This is a genomic window from Bacteroides sp. AN502(2024), from assembly GCF_041227145.1.
GTDB lineage: Bacteria > Bacteroidota > Bacteroidia > Bacteroidales > Bacteroidaceae > Bacteroides.
This window is the reverse complement of record NZ_JBGFSP010000009.1, coordinates 132,257-156,594: the sequence shown is the minus strand read 5'-3', so window position 1 is coordinate 156,594 and position 24,338 is coordinate 132,257. Positions and strand designations below refer to the sequence as shown.

Here is a 24,338-nt window from a genome sequence, read left to right as displayed (position 1 = left end):
GTTTCTTTTTTTATTGCGTATCCAGTTATATACACACATAGAAAAAGTACGTATATGAATAACTCTTATCATATAGAAGAATTGGAAATCCGGATAAGCAACTATCTGTCCGGTGACTGTACCGAAGAAGAGAAAGAGACCCTGCTCGCTTATCTGGCTTCCCATGAAGATGCTGCTAAAATTTTCCGGGAGATGTCTGCGGTATGGGCTGTTTCTTCTGTGCCTGCATTTGCCCAAGTAGAGGATGCTAATTTATCACAGATAAAAGAAAAAATAGCCGCGGCAGAGATGAAGCCTGTCCGTCCACGAAAGACAGTGCCCGTATGTCTGAAGGTGGCTGCTGCAATTATTTTGTTGTTGAGTTGTAATTACTTATGGTACACTTATACTGAAAATCTTACGGAAGTATATACGAATGCGGATTCTCCTTATGAAATTAAAGTGCCGGCCGGTTCGCGGACAAATATCGTGCTTCCGGATGGAACAGAGGTTTCATTGAATGCTGGTTCGGTGTTACGTTATTGCCGTGGATTCGGCATTCGTGAACGTGATGTCACGCTTGATGGCGAAGGATATTTCAGGGTGGCGAAAAATGAGAAGATTCCTTTCTTCGTAAATACGAATGGGGTGCAGGTAAAGGTGGTGGGTACTGTTTTTAATGTCCGCGCTTATGATGATGACAATTATGTAATGGTATCTTTGTTGGAAGGTCGTGTCAATTTATCCACTGTGTCCGGTTCGGTGATGAAACTATTCCCCAGCGAACAGGCTTTTTACGATAAGAGTACGGGGTGCATGGAGAAAATGAAATCGAATGCCAGCTCTGCCTGTGACTGGTTGGATGGTGGCTTGACATTTGAGAATGCTCCGTTCGCCGACATCGCACACCGTCTGGAGCGCAAATTCCAGGTGAAGATCTGTTTAGAGAGTGAGCGTCTGAAAACGGAACGCTTTTCCGGATGTTTTAATAGTAACCAAAGTATCAATGATATATTGGGAGAAATCAACGTTGAAGAGCAATATACATGGAAAGTTAGTGGAGACACTATCTTTATAACTGATAAGAAAAGGAGGTAAAATAAGAAAAAACAAAATATGATTGGGAACTTAGTCGATAGATATATCGGCGGTTCAGCGGTGTATAGAAAGATATTATGTTAACCTTTAATAGTGGAAATATGAGATTAATAGTAAAAAGGATATTATTAATGCTTCTACTTTTGTCTGTAGGTAATGCTTTAACCGGTGGTTTCCAGCTATCGGCACAGGTACAAAGTAAGAAATTCAGTGTGAAAGTAGACAATATTACTTTAAAAGAAGCCATTGAAGTGATAAAGAAGCAAGGCAATTGCTCTTTCCTGATCCGTAATAATGACATTGATTTGAATAGGAAAGTTTCTGTGAATATAAATAACGGTACTATTAATGATGTGATGGGACAATTGCTGGCGGGAACGGAAGTCAGTTATGAAGTGAACGGAAACCGGGTGATTATGTTCCATGCAGTGATATCACAGAAAAGACAGGGAAAAGCGTTTGTTTTAAAAGGACGGATCACTGATCCTGCAGGTGAAGGGGTGATTGGGGCAAATGTGAAAGTGGTCGATTCTACGGAAGGTACCATTACGGATATAGATGGCAATTTTTCCTTGACGGTCACTCCGAATGACCGTTTATCCATATCGTATATCGGCTATGCCACACAGGAAGTGGTGGTAAAAGATCAACGTCCTCTCCATGTAACTCTGAAAGAAGATACCCGGTTAATAGATGAAATTGTCGTTGTGGGCTACGGCGTACAAAAGAAAGCAAACCTGACAGGTGCGGTGAGTAGTGTGAAAATGGATGATGTTTTAGGTGATCGTCCGGTGGTGTCTGTAAGTGACGCTTTGAAAGGGGCAATGCCTGGCTTGCAGATTACAGGTAATTCAGGAAGGCCCGGTGAAGAAATGAGTTTCAATATTCGTGGTGTCAACAGTCTGGATAAGAATGGAAAACCGCTGGTGCTGGTAGATAATGTGGAGATGGATATTAATATGCTCGATCCGAACGATATCGAATCAGTGACTGTTTTGAAGGATGCGGCATCTTCCGCTATTTATGGAGCACGGGCAGCTTTCGGTGTGATTCTGATTACGACGAAGAAAGGTTCGGAGGCAACTAAACTTTCTATTAATTATTCGAATAATTTCTCCTTTAGCAGACCTGCCAATATGCCTCATAAGGCTACTCCACTCCAAACGGTACAAGCTTATAAAGATATGGGGACGATCAATTATCAAACCGGTCAGAACGTAAATACTTGGTTGGGACTTTTGAAGGAATATAATGCCAATCCGTCTGCATATCCGGATGGTTATGCTATGGTGGACGGGCTGCGCTACAGCTTGGCGGAAACTGATCTTTTCGATGATATGATGGAGATCGGCTTCCAGCAAACTCATAATATTTCGGTAGGCGGTGGTACGAAAGATATTTCTTATCGCTTCTCCTTCGGTATGGTCAATGAAAATGGGGTGCTGGCTTCGGATAAAGATACGTACAAACGTTACAACGTGTCATCTTATCTCCGCTCGGACGTATTTTCATGGATTACTCCGGAATTGGATATTAAATATACGAACTCCAACTCTTCATTGCCGGAAACTTCCGGAGGGTATGGTATATGGGGAGCAGCAGTCGCATTCCCTTCTTATTTCCCTACCGGAACAATGAATCTCGACGGTGAAGAATTACCGGTCAATACTCCTCGTAACTTGATTGATCTGGCCTATCCGACCACTATTCAGAAGAATAATCTTCGCGTCTTCGGCAAGGTGACGATCACTCCCTTAAAGAATGTGAAGTTGATCGGTGAGTATACATTCAATCATCTAAGTAATGAAAAAACGAAATTTGAGAAGAAGTTCTATTATGCACATGGAGGCAACTTTGTGAAAGAAGTTTCCACTGCCAATTCCAAGTATGAATACTCCAATGGCATTACGGATTATAATGCATTGAACTTCTATGCTAACTATAGCAATTCGTGGGGCAAACATGATGTAACGGTGATGGGAGGTTTCAATCAGGAAAGTAGTGACTACCGTTATGCGGAGATGTCGCGTATGAATATGATTAATGAAGAGCTGCCGTCTATCTCGCAGTCGACAGGTGATTATTTTGCCAAAGACAAATTTGAACGTTATACGGTAAGAGGGTTGTTCTATCGTCTCAACTATTCGTTTGCCGGTAAGTATTTGCTTGAAACGAACGGACGTTATGACGGTTCTTCCAAATTCCCGAAGAATAGCCGTTTCGGTTTCTTCCCTTCTGTTTCCGTCGGATGGCGTATCAGCGAGGAAGCATTTATGAAACCTTTGAATTCAGTTCTTTCCAACTTGAAATTACGTGGTTCTTGGGGTAACATAGGAAATCAAAGTATCACTCCTTACGCATACATTCCCGGCATGGATGCAGAGCAAGCTTATTGGACTGTTTCCGGTAGTAAAGTTACTACCTTGAAACCTGCCGCATTGGTTAGTAATAGTTTTACTTGGGAAAAAGTGACGACAATTGATGTGGGATTCGACCTTGGATTATTGGATAACAGATTGAATATGGTATTCGACTGGTATCGTAGGGATACCAAGGGTATGCTTGCTCCGGGTTCTGAACTTCCGGGTGTATTAGGTGCAAGTGCTCCTTTACAGAATACAGCTGATCTTCGTTCTAAAGGTTGGGAAATATCTGTTGATTGGAACGATCAGATCGGGAAAGTGAAATATGGCTTAGGTTTCAATCTGTACGATTCGAAAACAAAGATTACTAAATACAATAACGAAACAGGATTATTCGGTAAGGACAAGAATGGTAATGAAACCTATCGTGTAGGAATGGAACTGGGTGAGATTTGGGGATATGAGACCGATCGTTTATATACGGCAGACGATTTCGATGCGGAAGGTAAATTGAAAACGGGTATTGCCAAAGTGGAAGGGTATAATCCGAATCCGGGAGATATATTATATAAAGATTTGGATGGTAACAATATCATCAACAACGGAACCAGTACAACGAAAGATCCGGGAGACCGTAAAATCATCGGTAATAATACCCGGCGTTATCAGTATGGTATTCACGGCAGTGCAAGTTGGAACGGTTTTTCTCTGTCATTCTTGCTGCAAGGAGTAGGTAAACGGGATTTGTGGGTGATGAACGATTTGTTTTATCCGCATTATGATGCCTGGACTACCGTTTACGATTCACAGTTGAATTATTGGACCCCGGAAAATACAACTAGTTATTTCCCCCGTATTTATGAGAAAGCAGCCGGAAATACAAATGCCAATACACGTGTCCAAACTCGTTATTTACAGGATGGATCGTACTTAAGTATTCGTAATATAACGCTTTCTTATAATTTCCCGTCCAAGTGGATAAGTAAGATTGGAGTTAATAATCTGGCTGTTTTCTTCAGTGGTGAGAATCTTTATACGTTCGATCACTTGCCGAAGGGACTTGATCCGGAACGTTCTGTCACGGATGATTTAGGACAACGTGGTTTTACCTATCCGTATATGAGACAGTATTCGTTCGGGGTAAATCTTTCATTCTGATTGTTTCACAACTTAAAGAGTTATTATTATGAGTAAATATATACTATGTGTAAGCGTTAGTCTTTGTTTGTTGATGTCGTCTTGTCTGAATGACGAATTTCTGGAGGTTTATCCCAAGGGACAGCAGACAGAATCATCGGTCTTTACTACCTATGATAACTTTAAAACGTATACATGGGGATTGTATAATGTGTTCTTCGGATATGCGTATGATACAAGGCAAACGGATGAAATTTTCCGTGGTGATTTTGAATCGGATAATATGATCAAAGGATTGAATGGATATGAAGGTCAATGGGCATATCGCAAAGCAAAGGCTACGGATGAGTCTAATGATTGGGATTACGATTATATCCGTCGTGTTAATCTGATGCTTGATAATATTGATCATTCTAAAATGAATGATATTGAAAAGGAGCATTGGCGAAGTGTGGGATATTTTTTCCGTTCATACAAGTACTTTCAGATGCTTTCTAAATTTGGTGGTATTCCTTGGGTAGAGCACGCTTTGACAGAGGAAAGTCCCGAGCTATATGGCAAACGGGATAGTCGTGATTTGGTGGCTTCCAATATTCTGTCTAATCTGAAGTATGCGGAAGAACATATTGGTAAGGATATCGAAGCGGATGGGAAAAACACAATCAACATGTATGTGGTAAAGGCTCTTATTTCCCGTTTTGCTTTGTTTGAAGGAACTTGGAGAAAATATCATGGTTTGTCGGATGCGGATACTTATTTAAAAGAATGTGTCCGTGCTTCCGAAGAGGTGATTCGTCAATATCCGGATGTACATCCTAAGTACGATGAACTGTTTAACTCGGAGACATTGGATGGAGTAACGGGTATTCTTTTATATAAGGCTTATGAAACCGGACAATTGATGCATGGCTTAACCCGTATGGTGCGTACAGGTGAATCTTATATTGAAGCTACTAAAGATGCGGTGGACAGTTATCTTTGTACGGATGGACGACCGATCAGTACAACGACCAGCCGTTATGGAGGTGACAAAGATATTTATGGACAATTCCGTGATCGTGATTACCGGTTATATCTGACGGTATGTCCTCCATATATGGTGAAGAAAGAAAACGGACCCAGTACGGCCGGATGGAAGCATACGGATAACGCACAGGACAGGGAATTTATAGATTTATTGGCTACAATTTCCGGTGAGACTTATCATCGTTTGCCATCTTCCAACTTCAAAGGATTCACTGTGCAAGGACAACCTCACTTTAAGAACATGAACTGGGGACAGGGCTGGAACGCTTCGCAGATGGGATTCTGGGTATGGAAATATTACAATACACATACTGTAGCTACCAACGCAACTGGGGTGAATACAACAGATGCTCCGCTGTTCCGTATGGGTGAGGTGATGGTTAATTATGCCGAAGCCATGTGCGAATTGAACAAGTTTGACCAGGCTGCTGCGGACAAGTCTATCAATAAACTTCGTGCAAGGGCTCATGTAGCCAAAATGGTGGTAAATGATATTAATGAAGGTTTTGATCCGAAGCGTGATCCTTCCGTTCCCGCTCTTTTATGGGAAGTGCGCAGGGAGAGACGAGTTGAGTTGATGGGTGAAGGGTTCCGGCTGGATGATTTGCGCAGATGGAAGAAAGGGGAGTATGTAAATAAACAACCGTTGGGTGTGTATGTGACGGGAGCTTCGGCCAAGAAATTGAAAGTAACGGGTGGCGCAGGTGCTGATGAAGGATATGTTTATTTCTTCGATACCCCCACCGGATGGCAGGAACATTATTATTTGTATCCGTTGCCTTTAAAACAATTGGCTTTAAATACGAATCTGGAACAAAATCCGGTATGGACAAAATAATTTTGAATTGAAATGATGCATAAGACCTGTAATATTTTAGTATATTGCAGGTCTTGATAAGGTCGAAAATGAAGAACAGAATATCAATAAAATATACGCTTCTTTGTGGAACAGCTTGCTGCATCTCGTCTATGCTACGGGCGCAACAGGATGTATCCCGAATGAATGTGCTTTTTATAATGGCTGATGATATGCGTCCCGAACTGGGTTGTTACGGGGTGGATGCCGTGAAAACTCCTAATATGGACCGGTTGGCGGCAAGTGGTGTCCTGTTTCAGAATGCGTATTGTAATATTCCTGTGAGCGGGGCGTCCCGGGCCAGTTTATTGACGGGGGTATATCCTCATTATCCCGATCGGTTTATCAGCTTTTCCGCCTATGCCGGCAAAGATTGTCCTGAAGCAATACCTGTTTCGGGATGGTTCACCCGAAATGGCTATCATACGATATCAGACGGCAAGGTTTTTCATCATATCAGCGATCATGCGGATTCATGGAGCGAGCCTCCTTACCGGAATCATCCGGATGGATATGATGTATATTGGGCGGAGTATAACAAATGGGAGCTTTGGATGAACTCGGAGTCGGGAAAAACAATTAATCCGAAAACGATGAGAGGACCTTTCTGCGAATCTGCTGATGTGCCTGATACCGCCTATGATGACGGTAAACTGGCGAATCGGGTTATTCGTGACTTGAAACGTATGAAAGATATAGGCAAGCCTTTCTTTCTGGCTTGTGGTTTCTGGAAACCTCATTTGCCGTTCAATGCCCCGAAGAAATATTGGGATTTATATAAACGGGAAAAAATACCTTTGGCTACCAATCGTTTCCGACCAGAAGGAGTGCCGGAGCAGGTTCGTAATTCGAGTGAGATATATGCGTATGCACGGGTTACGGATACGAGTGATATTGAATTCCAACGGGAGGTAAAGCATGGATATTATGCTTGTTTGAGTTATGTGGATGCACAGATCGGAAAAGTACTGGATGCGTTGAATGAATTGGATTTATCGGATAATACAATTGTAGTTTTGCTGGGGGACCATGGCTGGAATCTGGGAGAACATAATTTTATAGGTAAGCATAATCTGATGGATACTTCTACTCATGTACCGTTGATTATCCGTGTTCCGGGAATGAAAAAGGGAAAAACGAAATCAATGGTTGAATTTGTTGATTTATATCCGACTTTATGTGAACTTTGTAAACTTCCTGTCCCTGCTAAACAGTTAAGCGGGCAAAGCTTTGCCGGGGTTTTCAAGAATCTGAAAGCTAAGACGAAAGATGAAGTCTATATTCAGTGGGAAGGAGGAGATAATGCTGTTGACCGGCGTTATAGTTATGCGGAATGGATGAAAGGCGAGGTGAAGAAAGCCAGTATGTTGTTCGATCATCAGATTGACAAGAAGGAAAATAAGAACCGGGTAGATGAGAAAAGATATAAAAATAAGGTCGAGTCATTATCTTCTTTTATCAGAGTAAAGAAATCATCATTAAGGAAATAATATGAAAGCACTTTTTTTACACTCTAACCGTTGGGTATCGGTGGTTTTATTCATGTTTTACGGTATGTCGATGTTTGCCCAGCGACAGGATATCTTGCTAAATAATGATTGGAGATTCCGATTCTCACATCAAGTGCAGAAAGGGATAGAGGTAAGGGTTGATTTGCCTCATACTTGGAATGCGCAGGATGCTTTGTCCGGGAAAATAGATTATAAACGGGGAATCGGCAATTATGAGAAGGATTTATTCATTCGTTCCGAATGGAAAGGAAAGCGTCTTTTCATTCGTTTCGAAGGAGTGAATACCATTGCGGATGTATTTATAAATCATCGTCATATAGGTGAGCATCGTGGAGGATATGGAGCTTTTATCTTCGAAATAACTGAAAAAGTGGAATATGGGAAAGAAAACTCTATATGGGTACGGGTAAACAATAGCGAACAGTTGGATATTATGCCTCTAGTCGGTGATTTCAATTTCTATGGAGGTATTTATCGTGATGTACATTTGCTGATTACTGATGAGACGTGTATCTCTCCTTTGGATTATGCTTCTCCCGGGGTACGTCTGATACAGGATAGTGTGAGTCATGAGTATGCTAAGGTACGGACCGTTGTTGACTTATCAAACGGAAATAGTGGTAATCGGGAAGTGGAGCTTAATGTACGCCTGTTAGATGGTCGAAGGATTGTGAAAGAAGAAACAAAGAAGGTGAATCTTTCTGGAAATGCAGCCATGCAGCAGGAATTTACATTTGAAATAGATCAACCTCACTTATGGAATGGTCGTCAGGATCCTTTCCTTTATCAGGTGGAAGTGACTCTTTCCCGGAATGGTCGGATGGCAGATTGTGTCATACAACCGTTAGGACTTCGTTTTTACCGGATCGTGCCTGATAAAGGTTTTTTCCTGAATGGAAAACATTTGCCTCTTCAAGGTGTTTGTCGTCACCAGGATAGGAGTGAGGTGGGAAATGCGTTGCGCCCGCAACACCATGAGGAAGATGTGGCATTGATGTTGGAAATGGGAGTGAATGCTGTTCGGCTGGCACATTATCCGCAGGGCACTTATTTTTATGATTTGATGGATAAGAATGGTATTATTGTATGGGCTGAAATACCTTTTGTGGGCCCTGGTGGGTATAATGACAAAGGTTTTGTGGATTCACCTGCTTTCCGTGCCAACGGAAAGGAACAGCTCAAAGAACTGATTCGTCAACATTACAATCATCCTTCTATTTGTGTATGGGGTTTGTTTAATGAGTTGACGGAGTTGGGAGATAATCCGGTTGAGTACATCAAAGAATTAAATGTGCTGGCACATCAGGAAGATCCTACCCGATTTACGACCTCTGCAAGTAATCAAATGGGAGATTTGAATTTCATAACAGATGCTATTGCCTGGAACCGTTATGATGGATGGTATGGCGGTATGCCTGCTGATTTGGGGAGATGGTTGGATCGAATGCATAAGGATCATCCGGAAATACGCATAGCTATCAGTGAATATGGTGCCGGTGCAAGTATTTACCACCAACAAGATTCGGTAGTTAAAACAGTGCCGGCCAGCTGGTGGCATCCGGAAAACTGGCAGACGTTTTATCACATTGAAAATTGGAAAACAATTTCTTCCCGTCCTTATGTATGGGGAAGCTTCGTATGGAATATGTTTGATTTTGGCGCTGCACATCGTACTGAAGGAGATCGTCCCGGAATTAATGATAAAGGTTTGGTTACCTTCGACCGGAAAGTTCGTAAAGATGCCTTTTACTTTTACAAGGCCAACTGGAATAGGGAAGAACCCATGCTATATTTGACAGGAAAACGTAATACAGTGCGTACGCAACGTTTGCAAACAATTATCGCTTTCACGAATCAGGCAGAAGCAGAATTATTTGTAAATGGAAAGAGTTATGGTAAAGCAAGACCGGATTCGTACGCTATTCTGGAATGGGAAAATGTAGAGTTGCAACCAGGTGAAAATGAAATAAAGGTTGTTTCCACTAATAAGAAGTTGTCTTTGAGTGATAGCTTTCATTGTAGATTGTGTGATGTATACTTAGCATATTCGGTCGGGCTCATCTTGTAATATTTTTTAAATACTTCCCGGAAATATTTACTATCAGAGAATCCCGTCATGTCTGCAATTTCATTAATAACATATTTACCCTCTTTCAATAATTGTGTAGCACGTTTCAAGCGCATCACCCGAATAAATTCTGTCGGAGACTGTCCCGTCAATGTTTTCAACTTACAATAGAAACTGGTACGACTCATGTTATTTAATTCACAAAGCTGATCAACTGTAAATTCCGGGTTGTTTATATTCTCATCTACAATCTTCTTTACATTTGAGATGAACTTCCAGTCAAGACTGTTAGTACCGTTTGCAGACGGGACCTTTGCTTCTATTTCTATATCCGAATTGGCAAACCTCATTCGCAACAGTTCCCGATTAGCCAGTAAATTAGCAATATTTGCCCGTAAAATTTTCACGCTGAATGGTTTGATAAGGTATTCGTCAGCACCAATGGACAGACCGTCAAGAACATTGTTTTCATCTCCTAAAGCCGTTAGCAACAATACAGGAATATGGGAAGTTTCAATGTCACTTTTGATGGCGGCACACAATTCTTTTCCTCCCATCTCCGGCATCATAATATCAGAAAGTACCAGTTCCGGCCAAAATTCTTTTATAATAATCAATGCTTCTTTCCCATTGGCGCAAGCTTGTACATTATATATAGAAGATAATGAACTGACCAAATAAGAGCGTAGCTCATCGTTGTCTTCTACAACAAGAATCCGTTGTGAATTTGGATTATCTACGGTGGCAGCTGCCTTTGCCGGAACATTCGGAGCGGGTAATACAGGAGCCAACGTTTCAAACTTCAAGGATGTTTCCTTGCTAGTGTTTTGAAAGTTTTTATTGCTTTTCGGAAAAACAATTTTGACTGTCGTTCCTTGATGTTCAACACTCTCCACGCTAATCTTCCCCCCATGAAGGCTGACCAGTTTTCCTACCAGCACTAATCCTATACCACTACCCGCCACTTTAGAGTTAATAGCATTGCTGGCACGAAAATGTAGCTTGAACAATTTACTTTGCTCACTGGTAGGAATACCTATACCTGTATCTTTGATTATCACTTTCCATGAATCATCCGTATCTGATACGGAAATGCTGATCTTTCCATTTTCCGGAGTATATTTCAATGAATTCGATATTATATTCTTCAAAATAGAATCCATCTTCTCCTTATCAAACCACACATTCATATAGCCGAAACTACTTTCGTATGTATACTCTATGTGCTTAATGGCTGCATAAGAAGAGAATGTATCATATACTTCATTCATGTAGGTATTCAACTCATACTCTGAAACACTCATTTTAGAGGAATATACATCTGTTCGTTCAAAGTTAATCAGACTGCTGACCAGTCGTAGAAGAACTTCCACATTCCTCAATGCAATGTTCGTACGGGCTATTCCATTGTCGGTAAGAGTTTCTTCTTCCAACAATTCCTGCAAAGGTGCTTTTATCAAAGTTAACGGAGTACGTATATCATGAGCTGTATTAATGAAGAACTGTGTTTTTTCATCAGATACCTTCTTTTGTTTTTTTAGATTTATCATACGTAGAATGAAATAAAACCCTCCGATTACAAGCAATATATAGCACAAAATAGCCCACCAACTCAACCAGAAAGGGTGTCTGATGACGATTTTCATCGTACGTTCCTGAAAAACAATATCATGTTCTTCTTTAGATACTGCACGTACATGGAGGGTATATTTGCCCGGAGGTAAATTGGTGAAACGAATCAAATTATTATCTCCAGGTTGCGTCCATTTCTCATAAAATCCTTCCAGCTTCCAAGAGTATAATACATTTCCCGGTGAGTCATAATTGATTGTAGAGACTCCGAATGAAAAAGTATTCTCATCATATTTAAGTTCCAGTACATCCGTTTCATCAATATTTTTCTGTAGGGGAGAGCCTTTGTCGCCTGGATAAATTGGTTGATAGGAAAGATAAAAATCGCTGAATATCAATCTCGTGAATTCATACTTGGGAAACGTTACATTCTCCGGAAATTCAATCGCTCCATCTGTACTTCCAAATACAAAGCTTTTATTTTTACGCACTGTTCCGGCAGATGCATTAAAATAGGCAGGTAACAATCCTTCTCCTCTAGTCCAGTTATTGAATATCTTCTCTTTAATATGAAAACAGGTGATCCCATTCTCTGTACTCATCATTATACGCCCGTTTATTTCCGGCAGTATTGTAAATATTCTGTTTGAAACCAAGGCGGAATTATCAGAAAAATAGTGCTCGAATGTTTTATTTTGATGATTGTACACAAATACTCCCCCACCATTTGTTCCGATATATAGCAATCCATCATCTGCCTGATAAAGCGCATTGATATAAGCGGCTCCTATTTCCATTTCAATAAACTGATATTCACCGGTATTCCTATTTAACAAATACAATCCGCTAACGGTTCCGATCCACATATTTTCTTCGTCTTTTTCAACAATCGATGTGATAGCATTCAACCCCGGATATAAACGGACACTGTTAGTTGCCAGATTAAAACATTTTAGATTATAATATCCTCCCGACCAGACATATCCTCTCGAATCCTTAACTATATCGCGAATATACTTATCCGGGCGCATATTAACCTGGGAAAGCAGGTAAGGAGAGAAGTATTCAACCGACAATGTATGCTTGTTTATTTTATAAATGCCAGAAGTAAATCCACCTGCCCATATAATACCGGGAGATACTTCGCATAAAGTAATAAAGATATGGTTTTTATCTTTTTTCTGTGGGTCAAAAGAACTTAGGAACGAGTGCCATTTACCTACTTTTGACTGATAAAGACTAATACCATTACTGGTTCCAAACCATAAATCACCATCCTCATCTTCAATGACTGCATGTACCTGATCGTTGATTAGCGATTGGTGATTATTCATGGAATGTTTCATCCAATGATAATTTTCATAGCGATTATCCATTATTGTGATTCCGGTGGGATAATTGGCGAGCCATATTCGCTTTTCTTCATCTACAAAGACATCATTGATGTTATTTCCGTTCATTTCATTATAGCTCTGATAGTTGGCCACAATGTAATGTTCCAGTTTACACGTGTTTACATCAACTTTATATACTCCCATCCCTTCGGTTGCAATCAACAGTTCCGTTTCATTCAAGGGGCTGATACGAGCTATGTTTACGTCACTAAGGTCAGCGTCCGGGCGTATAATTTCCTGCGTATTCATATCATATACAAAAACTCCTCTTTCAAATGAACCGATAAACAATCTTTTTGATTGTTGATGAAAATAGAGTTCGCTTACCCGAGCATGGAAATAGTCTAATGTTTCAACAGGTATAATCTCTAAAACATTATTTTCCAGTTTGACATATCGTACACCTGTCTCCGTTGCTATAAAGAAATAGTGCTCATCCACTTGCTCTATTGCTTTGATATTACTGTGAAGTACATTGGGAAATTTGAATATATGAGCATCTCTGATATCATAAAGCAATACAGTATCCTTGCGACATAACCAAATATTATTATTACAGTCCAAATAACCGCAACTAATTGTTTCAGAAGTATCCGGTAATCTGTATACCATTCGAAAATCATCTTTATTAACATCGTATTGAAAGATTCGCCCTTGCTTGCCAATCACCCAGATACCTATATGCGGTTCTGTATACAGCCATCCTAGACGTATGGGAGCGTCTAAAGTATTACCTTCTTTATTTAATTTGTAGTGTTTTATATCTTTACCGTTGTATCTGTCCATCCCTTCATTTGTTAGGAACCACATATAGCCCTGAGCATCTTTCTGAATATTGAATATCTGACGATTGCTCAAACCATCCTCCATCCCTATATATTTGTATGTCTGTGCTGTAACCCAAACAGGAAAAAGGAAAAGAATATATACAATGTATTTCATATAAACAGTTGTTTTTACTATTTCTAACGATCATATAAACATTACAGTTAACGAAACTAAACAAAAACAATGACAAATGCAAACAAATAAGAGAGTTTCTGCAATAAAACATCTATTTAGAAGCTTTTTTATTTCCAAAATTGATAATTTGCTTTGCGAAGTTGGCTTATCTGAAAGAGCAGCTTTAGAAACTTTTCCCTCACTTTTTTCTTGCATTAATTTTTTTGCAATTTTATTTGAGATATAAAAATTATGCTTACCTTTGCATCACTATTTCATAAGTTTTTTGAGTATAGGAATGCAGTAAATATGCGGTAATAGCTCAGTTGGTAGAGCACTAGCTTCCCAAGCTGGGGGTCGCGAGTTCGAGCCTCGTTTACCGCTCCACTGAAAATCAGGTAGTTATCTTAGGATGAATACCTGATTTCTGTTTTTAGAGAGTGCTGATTTCTCCAAAGTTCTAAAAAAGGCACAAGCATAGTCGCGGATGCAACTATATAACGAATATGAAAATAAGAGATGTAATATAGAGGTATATGCCTTTAGAAAATTAATGCATGAAGAATAGGGCAGTTCATGCATTTTTTCGTATTTTTGCGTCCTGTTTTAACGCTCAAGAAAATTTTAAATAGAAAAATATAATGGCAAAAGAACTGAAAGACCTTACCAAACGTAGTGAAAACTACTCACAGTGGTATAACGATTTGGTGGTAAAAGCTGATTTGGCAGAACAATCTGCTGTACGCGGATGTATGGTGATTAAGCCTTACGGATACGCTATCTGGGAGAAAATGCAACGTCAATTGGACGACATGTTCAAGGAAACAGGACATGTAAATGCATATTTCCCGTTATTAATCCCGAAATCATTCTTAAGCCGCGAAGCTGAACACGTAGAAGGGTTTGCGAAAGAGTGTGCCGTAGTAACACATTATCGCTTGAAGAATGCAGAAGACGGTTCAGGAGTTGTAGTAGATCCTGCAGCTAAACTGGAAGAGGAGTTAATTATCCGTCCGACATCAGAAACCATCATTTGGAATACTTATAAGAACTGGATTCAGTCATACCGTGACCTGCCTATTCTCTGCAACCAATGGGCTAACGTTTTCCGCTGGGAAATGCGTACCCGTCTTTTCCTGCGTACTGCCGAATTCCTGTGGCAAGAGGGGCATACCGCTCATGCTACCCGTGAAGAAGCAGAGGAAGAGGCAATCAGAATGTTGAATGTATATGGTGAATTTGCAGAAAAATATATGGCTGTTCCTGTTATAAAGGGAGTGAAATCAGCCAATGAACGTTTTGCCGGCGCACTTGACACTTACACAATAGAAGCCATGATGCAGGACGGAAAAGCATTGCAAAGTGGTACTTCCCATTTCCTGGGGCAAAACTTTGCAAAGGCATTTGATGTTCAGTTCGTTAATAAAGAAAACAAGATGGAGTATGTTTGGGCTACTTCATGGGGTGTTTCTACTCGTTTGATGGGGGCATTGATTATGACTCATTCGGATGACAACGGATTGGTGTTACCTCCGCATTTAGCTCCGATTCAGGTAGTAATTGTTCCTATCTATAAGAATGACGAACAACTGAAACAAATCGATGCTAAAGTAGAAGGCATTGTAGCTAAGTTGAAAGCATTGGGGATCTCTGTGAAATATGACAATGCAGATAATAAACGTCCGGGCTTCAAATTCGCTGATTATGAATTGAAGGGTGTACCTGTTCGTTTGGTTATGGGTGGTCGCGATCTGGAAAATAATACGATGGAAGTGATGCGCCGTGATACACTGGAAAAAGAAACAGTTACCTGTGAAGGCATTGAAACATATGTTCAGAATCTGCTTGAAGAAATGCAGGCTAATATCTACAAAAAAGCATTGGAGTACCGCAATTCCAAGATAACAACAGTAGATACCTACGACGAATTTAAAGAAAAAATCGAAGAAGGCGGATTTATTCTGGCTCATTGGGACGGAACCACTGAAACAGAAGAAAAGATTAAGGAAGAGACCAAAGCCACTATTCGTTGTATTCCGTTCGATTCATTTGTTCCGGGTGACAAAGAACCGGGCAAATGTATGGTAACAGGTAAACCGTCTGCTTGCCGCGTCGTATTTGCACGTTCTTATTAAATAGAAATTGTATATCATTAATAAAAAGGATGAGAACGATTCGATCGCTTTCGTCCTTTTCCTTTTTCCTTCCATTTCAGTTTTATTTCAGAAATATCCCTTTTCTTTGTAGTATGTAAAAAGAAAGGAGAACATAATTATGAAGATATTGATTGTAGAAGACGAACCCTCTTTGAGAGAACTGATTCAGTGTTCACTTGAGAAAGAACGTTACGTGGTAGAAACAGCCAGTGACTTCAATGCTGCTCTACGCAAAATTGGAGAGTACGACTATGATTGTATCTTATTGGACATCATGTTGCCGGACGGAAACGGACTTGTTCTTCTTAAACGATTGAAAGCACTCCATAAACGGGAAAATGTAATTATTATTTCTGCCAAAGACTCCTTGGAAGACAAAGTCTTGGGATTGGAACTCGGAGCTGATGATTATTTGCCTAAACCCTTTCATCTGGTCGAATTAAATGCACGTATTAAAAGTGTGATTCGCCGTCATCAGTACGATGGAAAAATTGATATCCGCCAAGGAAATGTACGGATAGAACCGGATAAATATCGTGTCTTTGTGAATGAACTGGAAGTGGAACTAAATAGAAAAGAGTATGATATCCTATTGTATTTCATCAACCGCCCCGGAAGATTAATCAGTAAAAATACCTTGGCCGAATCTGTATGGGGAGATCATATCGATCAAGTTGACAATTTTGATTTCATCTATGCACAAATCAAGAATCTCCGTAAAAAGCTTAAAGACTCCGGTGCAACTATTGAAATCAAAGCGGTCTATGGATTTGGATATAAAATGGTGGTAGAATAGAAAAAGAGAGCATTGTCCATGAAATTAATATATTACATCATTCTTCGTATTACACTTGCTCTGACCCTGATACTGACAGTCTGGGCAATTTTCTTTTATATTACAATGATCGAAGAAGTCAACGATGAAGTGGATGACGCTTTGGAAGATTATTCGGAAACCATCATTATCCGGGCATTGGCAGGAGAGGAACTACCTTCTAAAACTAATGGCTCCAACAATCAATATTATATGATAGAAGTAAGCAAAGAGTATGCGGAAAGCCGGGAGGATATTCAATATAAAGACTCTATGGTATATATTGAAGAAAAAGGGGAGACCGAACCGGCACGTATTCTAACTACTATCTTTAAAAATAGTGAAGGACGATACCACGAACTGACAGTATCGACTCCCAGCATTGAAAAAGATGATTTGAGAGATGCCATCCAAGTGTGGATTATATTTCTATACGTAGCCCTATTATTCTGCATTATTATCATTTCCGTATGGGTATTTTACCGGAATATGCGACCGCTCTATGTACTTCTGCACTGGCTGGACGGTTATCAAACGGGAAAAAGCAATAAACCTTTGACTAACGGTACTCAAATCACGGAATTCCGGAAATTAAATGAGGCTGCCATTCGTTATGTAGAACGTACGGAGCAGATGTTTGAACAACAAAAACAATTTATCGGAAATGCTTCACACGAGATACAAACTCCACTTGCTATCTGTCGTAATCGATTGGAAATGTTGATGGAAGATGATTCGCTATCAGAAAAACAACTGGAAGAACTGATGAAAACGCATCAGACTTTAGAATACATCACTAAATTAAACAAGTCCCTATTATTGCTTTCCAAGATTGATAATGGCCAGTTTACGGATACCAAAGAATTGGAACTCAATGTACTTCTCAAACAATATCTGCAAGATTACGAAGAAGTTTATAATTATCGTAACATAGAAGTCACGATAGATGAACAATCCGTTTTCAAGGTAACAATGAACGAATCTCTGGCTATTGCTTTACTCACTAACCTCCTGAAAAATGCATTTGTACATAATATTGACGAGGGACATATCCGAATTACCGTTACTAAGGACTGTATCATTTTACGAAATTCGGGAGTGGAACATCCGCTGAATAAAGAACATATCTTCGAACGTTTCTATCAGGGTAGCAAAAAGGAAGGATCTACAGGGCTGGGATTAGCTATAGCCGATTCCATCTGTCGTTTGCAACATCTGAATATAAATTATTACTTCGAGCAGAATGAACATTGCTTCGAGATTTCCCAATCATAAGATTCATTTTTTTTCTCGGAAATTCTCAAAATTCCTAAATCTTTTCAGATTCTTCTCCCATCTTTGCATTATCAAATTAATAATAGTAAAACCTATATTTGAAAAACAACGATTATGAAAAAGTTAGTATTCTTATTAGTGTGTCTTTTCACTTTGCAAACAGTAGCTCACGCAGACGATGACAAACCAATCCAGGTAACTCAAATGCCACAACCGGCACAGCAGTTTATCAAGAGACATTTTGTCGACAACAAAGTAGCATTAGCCAAAATGGAAAGTGATTTCTTCTATAAAAGTTATGAAGTGATTTTCACGAATGGTGATAAAGTGGAATTTGATAACAAAGGTAACTGGGAAGAAGTGAACTGCAAATATAGTTCTGTACCTACAGCAATTATTCCGGCAGCCATTCAGAAATACGTAACGACCCATTATCCTGATGCTAAAATTCTGAAAATAGATAGAGATAAGAAATATTATGAAGTAAAACTATCCAGCCGTACGGAACTGAAGTTTGACCAGAAATTTAATTTGATTGATATTGATTTCTAAACCTATTTTAATTGAACATAGATGAAACTAAAGATTTATACACTTTTACTGGTACTAAGCATCACATGGAGTCTACAAAGTTGTGACGACGATGACAATGATTCAATAACTGTTCCTGCGGAACTTCAAAGTGCATTTTCATCCCAATTCCCTCATGCTGCAAATGTGAAGTGGGAAACTAAGTCCGGATATTATGTAGCAGATTTCTATGACGGATATAAAGCATCTGCATGGTTTACTCAGGATGGTAAATGGCAAATGACAGAAACCGACATTCCTTACAATGCATTACCACAAACCGTAAAAACGTCTTTTGAGAACAGCAAGTATGCCTCATGGAAGCAAGATGATATAGACAAACTGGAACGGACAGATGTTGAAATCATTTTCGTACTTGAAGTCGAAAAGCAAAACCAGGAGGTAGATTTGTATTATTCTGCTGATGGAACTCTGATTAAAAGCATTGTAGACACTGATGATGATGACATCGAACATCTTCCTGTACAATTGACTGAAGCTATGAAAAACTTCATCAATGAAAAGTATCCGGATGCAAGAATCATGGAAGTAGACGTGGAAGATGATAAGAATGATTGGGATTCCGGGTATACAGAGGTAGATATCATGCATGATGGAATCTCAAAAGATATATTGTTCGATCAGACTGGAAGTTGGTATTCTACTTCTTGGGAAATACGTCAGAATGAATTGCCTGAAGCTGTAAACAGTACTCTTAATAATCAATATGGAGAATATCGTTTTGACGAAGCGGAGTATATTGAAAAAACAGGTGGTACCATATATTATCGAATTGAACTTGAGAAAGGAGAGGTAGATAAAGTAGTAAACATAGGCGAGAACGGCACAGTCCTCTCATAAGTTAAAATGCATGATACTAAAACGCAATTCTTACAAATAATAAAGAAGGTGTGTAATTTTGAACACACATTCGTACAGTTCAATTTGACACACCCTCTTTATTATTGTTTACTACTATTGCGCACGTTTTTTTTTCACTGCCGACTTAGCAGTTTTATCAGTGATGCTGTCCGTTTGCTGCGGTTTCACCTTTTCAGCTTCTTTCCGTTTCCACTTGTTACGTAACCGCCATTTATTCCAAAAATATAAATCACTCCACTTATTGAAATCCTTCTTATACATAATACCCACCCCTTGCGTAGTCAAATTTGTTTTTGTGTAATAACGGTCATTCGTTTCATTATAGGCCTTCAGACGGATATCTCCCGAACGAGTAATCAGCCACTCTGCTTCAAAGTCTCCTACAAAGTTAGTATTAGCCATCGGATTATCTCGATAACCGAAGTTTCCGTTTATCAATAAACGATTATTCAATAATTGTCCCGACAAAATACCTTCTACTTCCATATCCGTCCAGCCCTTATCACCCGTACTCAAATTCGTTCCGATATTCCAGTTATTCGTTTCAAAGACCTGTGAAAGTGCATTGTTCAACTGACCGGAGAGAGTAGATGAAAGCACCGATGACATCACATTAGAATTCTGATTATTATTACGGGCATCTTCCGTATAGAACTTACCAATACCCAGCAGGTAAAGAATCTGCATATTCATCTGCTCTTCCGTACTGATATAATTACGCACCAATGTTTGTATTTCGTCCCTTTCATTTGGAAGCTCTATACCTAGTTTGATAGTCGGACGTACCAGCATACCACTTAGATTCATGATACAATTTACACGCACATTGGGCTGTTGTATAATAGCTGAAGCATCCGGTATCAAATCATTCAAAGAGGCAGAATTTACTGTATATGAAGCTTGTATGTCCATATTAGCATCCAAAGGTGCACCATTGAACGTTATTGTACTTCCATCCTTGATAATAAAGTCTTTACGGATCACTTCCTGCAAACTAAATTTATATACTCCTTGATTGATTCGGTAATTACCGAACATCTTCACATCTCCCTTATTGTAAAATTCCGTCCGGATATTTCCCGTACCTTTTCCACTGATATAATCTCCGGCAATAGGGTCCATGATTATTCGCATGGTAGCATCGGGAGTTGCATCTACCAGAATATTCAAACGGATATCTGTTTTCTGTTCCTTTTCCTCCTCTTGACGTTTTTGTTGTATTTGTTCGTAATAGGAGATTACTTGAACAGAATCCTGAATAGTACGACGAGGTGTTTTATCTACAAATTTGATAAACTGATTGCTGGCAGCCGATGCTACACTACCATTAATATAAGTAAAGGTAGTATTTCGATTTGTAGTCATGGCCATATTTACATCAAGGCCCTGTATGGCGTTTCCTGAGAGCAATGCATTTCCGGTACCATATACCGTACCATAGAAAGGCATATCTGTCGATTCTTTTGTGTTCATCACAAGCATATTATTTGCCTGTATCTCAAAACGATAGTTTAAGTTCTTAAAATGCCGGAAATGCAAATATCCATTCATTCTCCCCGAATGTCCTTCCATATCAGAGATATGTATATTATTGAATGTCAATCCGGTAGGAGCCAGATGAATCGTGTCTTTTACCGCAAAATGCGTATTTAAAATATCAAAATTCATGGATGCGTCTGTCATAACCGCACCATCTAGGTTCAATCCTTTAAATTTTCCATAGAAATGTACCTTTCCTGTTCCTCGCCCTTTAATATCATTGGCAATAGATTTCATATAATATTCGAGGAATTTCAGATTCAATTCATTTGCTTCAATATTTAAATCAAGTCCGCTCTCGGGTTTCAACGGATAAATAATACCCGTGACACGCGATGGAGAAGGGGATATATCCTGAATGGATGCATCCAACCGGATACCTCTATTTTCATTATCCCACTCACCATATATATACAGTTCACCCAAACGACCATGGTTGAGTGAGAAATTCTTTATAAATAAACGGGTATTCATGATAGGTTTTTTAAGCACACTGCTTGCATAAGCCATTCCTGTTGCATCGCCCTCAAAATTTACATCGTCGGATATACTTGCAATATCAAATACATATCCCATATTTATATCCTTTAGATCAATCTTTACAGTATCTTCAGGATTCTCGGAAAGCCGGCCGTTGATACGTACATATCTATCCTGATGACTAAAGTAGAAGTTATTCACATCCACTCTTCCGGAATCGACCACCACCTGAGAAGGATGTATCTTCCAAAGAGTATCATTTAAAATAATATCAGTAGGCTTCACATCCACCATAGCTTTCAATAATGACTTTTCTCCACTTGTACGTAGAAATTTGGCAACAGCTGCTAATTTCCCGCTATATGTTGCTGCAGAATTATTTCCCCAATTCAAAGTCGTACTGACATTGTCATCTTTAGCTTGTGCATCCAGAGATAGATTGACAGCTCCTTTCTTTTTCAAATTAGTCAAACGAACCAGTGCACGAATATGATCTGCCGGATTCTCGCACAGAATCATGCCTGACTCTATAAAATTGTTTTTATATTGCAGACGGGGAAAATATCCCTCTACACGCAAACGCTGTAAAGCATCATTAAAATATCCCTTCAACGTAGAATGGGTATACACCGTTAGCGGTATATCAAATATCGTAGATAGAATGTCCGTATTATATATATGTATATTAAACAAAAAGTTATTATGGGTTGCAATCGGTTTCTTGGGAGGTAATATCAAAGACGGTACATACTTCCGCATAATATTCAGAATACTGGCAGGTAATGTGTAATATTTGAATTTTCCCTCTATGCTCGCTTTCAGAAATTCGGAAGTCAATCTAAGCTGATTTTCTCCATTTTGTTTTGTTGCCCGGATATTCATATTCTTCATGAAATAGACTTTATCCGGAGCTGTAAATTCCAAGCTATCCACATTGATTTCTCCAATCATCTCATCCACTGATCCACCGGTAAAATTGGCTTTCAGTTTTAAAGAGAACTCTGCATCGGGATATTTGGTTGTAAGATTCAAATCATGTGGGCGTACTTTATTGACTACTGCAAGAAAATTAAAAGTAGGAACTTTGGATGCAACATTTACATTCCCATTCAAATAAACGGAGCCATTAGGATCATCCAATGCTATCTTTCCATTAAATCCACCCTGTTTGTATTCTCCGTCCAGTGTGATATTTTCATATCTATATCTACTATAATCTATTGAAGCAATCAGTCCTTTCAATTCTACGGTAGGCAATTGATCAGCAATATGCCGGCCATGTACATCCAGATTGAAAGTAATTTCTCCCAACTCCTCATTATCTAACAATTTACCTAGTTGAAAATCCACTGTTTTGACAGCTCCGGAATATGCAAACAATCCTTTTGCCTTATTGGAACTCAATTTCAAGTCGGTCTTTACATTTCCAAGACTCGTTTGTAATCGTCCATAAGTAACTATATCCGTGAAGTATCCCGAAATTTCTCCCTGAAAATTCATGTTTCCCAAACGTTCGAGAAGAATAGGAACCCCATTATAATTATGGCTCAAATTACGCACTAAAAACCCGACTCCGCGCGTATTAGCCGAAAGTTCGGAAAGGGCTCCATATACATACGCATCTTGTGGACACGATAAGTCCTGAAGTGCCACATCTCCTCGTAGATGAAACTGACGGTCATCGGCTGTAATCTCCAGATGCGAACAAGTCAACTGATCCACAGTACCCTTTACCTTCATGTCTAGCGTCACCGGTTCCTTAAAGTGCGAGAGGATAGGAAAAAAAGGAGAAATATCTTTTAGAGTAATTTGAGAAGGTAAAGTACGGAAAGAGAAATGGACTTGTTCTGTAAAACGGTCAAAAGCTTCCAAACTATCATACTCAAAATGAATGGTGTCAAGTTTGAGATAGGTTTCGGGCAATTCTATAGTAAAATTATCAATGTTTGTCCGCTTATTATTGGCAACCAGTTTCAAACTCATCTTTTTCAAAGAAAAACCGGATGATTTCTCATCAAAACTTAACCGTTTGATCCCCAAATTCAAGGAATCCTTACTTAATGCCTTCAGGGATATATTGGCTATGATATTTTGAAGTTGAATATGTTTAGCATTAAATTTTCCTGATGTTTCTTCTTCTGATAACACATGATAAGACATCCTTCCACGGCGAATCAGAATGGAATTAATACGTAAATCAAGAGAGTGTTCTTTCTTCACGGTATCTTTGGAAGCAAAAGCATCCAAAACAAACTTAAAATTAGAAGGAGAATCCGGAGTCTCTTTTCTGAGATTGATATTAAATCCGAAAAGCTGGACACTGCTAATGGATATCTTTCCTTTTAAAAAGGGAATAATGTCGAATTTGGCGGATAAACGTGTGACTTTAAGCATCTCCTGACCACTCAGATCATCAAGCAATACATCATCAATAATTACACGGTTCAACAGACCGATATTAATTCTACCAATCACTACTTTTGTGTTTAAAACTTCGGAAAGTTCTTTAGCTACAAACACACTCATCGCTTGCTGAATGTTTGGTATATTCAGCAAAACAATAGTCCCGATATATACTCCCAGTACAGTACCAACTATCCAACGTACAGTCTTTTTCAGCGTTCTGATATGCGATAACTTTTATTTTGCGAACAAAAATATAAAATAGTTCGTTAC

12 protein-coding genes and 1 tRNA gene are annotated in these 24,338 nt (G+C 39.3%); 11 read left to right on the top strand and 2 right to left on the bottom strand.

Annotation, left to right across the window (positions count from 1 at the left end):
- Window positions 1–54: 54 nt before the first annotated feature.
- The 5 genes from AB9N12_RS17470 (at window position 55) to AB9N12_RS17450 (ending at window position 10,038) form a co-directional block, all read left to right on the top strand.
- The gene (locus tag AB9N12_RS17470) at window positions 55–1,077 is read left to right on the top strand and encodes a FecR domain-containing protein (RefSeq protein WP_369893399.1); all 1,023 of its coding nucleotides are present in this window, start codon (window positions 55–57) and stop codon (window positions 1,075–1,077) included.
- Between the two features lie 131 nt (window positions 1,078–1,208).
- The gene (locus AB9N12_RS17465) at window positions 1,209–4,598 is read left to right on the top strand and encodes a TonB-dependent receptor (protein ID WP_369893398.1); all 3,390 of its coding nucleotides are present in this window, start codon (window positions 1,209–1,211) and stop codon (window positions 4,596–4,598) included.
- A 28-nt stretch (window positions 4,599–4,626) separates the two neighbouring features.
- On the top strand, window positions 4,627–6,441 hold the full coding sequence (locus AB9N12_RS17460) for a RagB/SusD family nutrient uptake outer membrane protein (protein WP_369893397.1): 1,815 nt from the start codon (window positions 4,627–4,629) through the stop codon (window positions 6,439–6,441).
- Between the two features lie 68 nt (window positions 6,442–6,509).
- Window positions 6,510–7,949, top strand: a complete 1,440-nt coding sequence (locus AB9N12_RS17455; RefSeq protein ID WP_369893396.1) for a sulfatase — start codon at window positions 6,510–6,512, stop codon at window positions 7,947–7,949.
- A 1-nt stretch (window position 7,950) separates the two neighbouring features.
- Window positions 7,951–10,038 (top strand): glycoside hydrolase family 2 TIM barrel-domain containing protein, encoded by a 2,088-nt coding sequence (locus tag AB9N12_RS17450; RefSeq protein ID WP_369893395.1) that lies wholly within the window; start codon window positions 7,951–7,953, stop codon window positions 10,036–10,038.
- Here the strand turns inward: AB9N12_RS17450 and AB9N12_RS17445 are convergent.
- Complete coding sequence (locus tag AB9N12_RS17445; protein WP_369893394.1) at window positions 9,984–13,946, bottom strand: two-component regulator propeller domain-containing protein; 3,963 nt, start codon at window positions 13,944–13,946, stop codon at window positions 9,984–9,986. The genes AB9N12_RS17450 and AB9N12_RS17445 overlap by 55 nt on opposite strands.
- A gap of 311 nt (window positions 13,947–14,257) precedes the next feature.
- On the opposite strand from AB9N12_RS17445, the gene AB9N12_RS17440 reads away from it, so the two are divergent.
- The 6 genes from AB9N12_RS17440 to AB9N12_RS17415 all read left to right on the top strand — a co-directional run bounded on the left by AB9N12_RS17440 (window position 14,258) and on the right by AB9N12_RS17415 (window position 19,622).
- Window positions 14,258–14,333 (top strand) — tRNA-Gly (locus AB9N12_RS17440).
- 254 nt (window positions 14,334–14,587) lie between these two features.
- Entirely contained in the window at window positions 14,588–16,081 is a 1,494-nt protein-coding gene (proS, locus tag AB9N12_RS17435; protein ID WP_369893393.1) for a proline--tRNA ligase, read from the top strand.
- Between the two features lie 139 nt (window positions 16,082–16,220).
- Window positions 16,221–16,898 (top strand): response regulator transcription factor, encoded by a 678-nt coding sequence (locus AB9N12_RS17430; protein WP_369893392.1) that lies wholly within the window; start codon window positions 16,221–16,223, stop codon window positions 16,896–16,898.
- An 18-nt stretch (window positions 16,899–16,916) separates the two neighbouring features.
- Window positions 16,917–18,191 (top strand): sensor histidine kinase, encoded by a 1,275-nt coding sequence (locus AB9N12_RS17425; RefSeq protein WP_369893391.1) that lies wholly within the window; start codon window positions 16,917–16,919, stop codon window positions 18,189–18,191.
- Window positions 18,192–18,305: 114 nt separating this feature from the next.
- Complete coding sequence (locus AB9N12_RS17420; RefSeq protein WP_369893390.1) at window positions 18,306–18,743, top strand: PepSY-like domain-containing protein; 438 nt, start codon at window positions 18,306–18,308, stop codon at window positions 18,741–18,743.
- 21 nt (window positions 18,744–18,764) lie between these two features.
- Window positions 18,765–19,622: a PepSY-like domain-containing protein gene (locus AB9N12_RS17415; RefSeq protein ID WP_369893389.1), complete on the top strand. Its 858-nt coding sequence runs from the start codon at window positions 18,765–18,767 to the stop codon at window positions 19,620–19,622.
- A gap of 114 nt (window positions 19,623–19,736) precedes the next feature.
- On the opposite strand, the gene AB9N12_RS17410 is transcribed toward AB9N12_RS17415, so the two are convergent.
- Window positions 19,737–24,188, bottom strand: coding sequence for a translocation/assembly module TamB domain-containing protein (locus AB9N12_RS17410; RefSeq protein WP_369893388.1), 4,452 nt, complete (start codon window positions 24,186–24,188; stop codon window positions 19,737–19,739).
- Window positions 24,189–24,338: the final 150 nt, after the last annotated feature.

Bases quoted from the DNA above. Each gene is read 5' to 3' on its own strand.
- AB9N12_RS17470 (WP_369893399.1), top strand. From the start codon at position 55: ATGAATAACTCTTATCATATAGAAGAATTGGAAATCCGGATAAGCAAC.
- AB9N12_RS17465 (WP_369893398.1), top strand. From the start codon at position 1,209: ATGCTTCTACTTTTGTCTGTAGGTAATGCTTTAACCGGTGGTTTCCAG.
- AB9N12_RS17460 (WP_369893397.1), top strand. From the start codon at position 4,627: ATGAGTAAATATATACTATGTGTAAGCGTTAGTCTTTGTTTGTTGATG.
- AB9N12_RS17455 (WP_369893396.1), top strand. From the start codon at position 6,510: ATGAAGAACAGAATATCAATAAAATATACGCTTCTTTGTGGAACAGCT.
- AB9N12_RS17450 (WP_369893395.1), top strand. From the start codon at position 7,951: ATGAAAGCACTTTTTTTACACTCTAACCGTTGGGTATCGGTGGTTTTA.
- AB9N12_RS17445 (WP_369893394.1), bottom strand. From the start codon at position 13,946: ATGAAATACATTGTATATATTCTTTTCCTTTTTCCTGTTTGGGTTACA.
- proS (WP_369893393.1), top strand. From the start codon at position 14,588: ATGGCAAAAGAACTGAAAGACCTTACCAAACGTAGTGAAAACTACTCA.
- AB9N12_RS17430 (WP_369893392.1), top strand. From the start codon at position 16,221: ATGAAGATATTGATTGTAGAAGACGAACCCTCTTTGAGAGAACTGATT.
- AB9N12_RS17425 (WP_369893391.1), top strand. From the start codon at position 16,917: ATGAAATTAATATATTACATCATTCTTCGTATTACACTTGCTCTGACC.
- AB9N12_RS17420 (WP_369893390.1), top strand. From the start codon at position 18,306: ATGAAAAAGTTAGTATTCTTATTAGTGTGTCTTTTCACTTTGCAAACA.
- AB9N12_RS17415 (WP_369893389.1), top strand. From the start codon at position 18,765: ATGAAACTAAAGATTTATACACTTTTACTGGTACTAAGCATCACATGG.
- AB9N12_RS17410 (WP_369893388.1), bottom strand. From the start codon at position 24,188: ATGAGTGTGTTTGTAGCTAAAGAACTTTCCGAAGTTTTAAACACAAAA.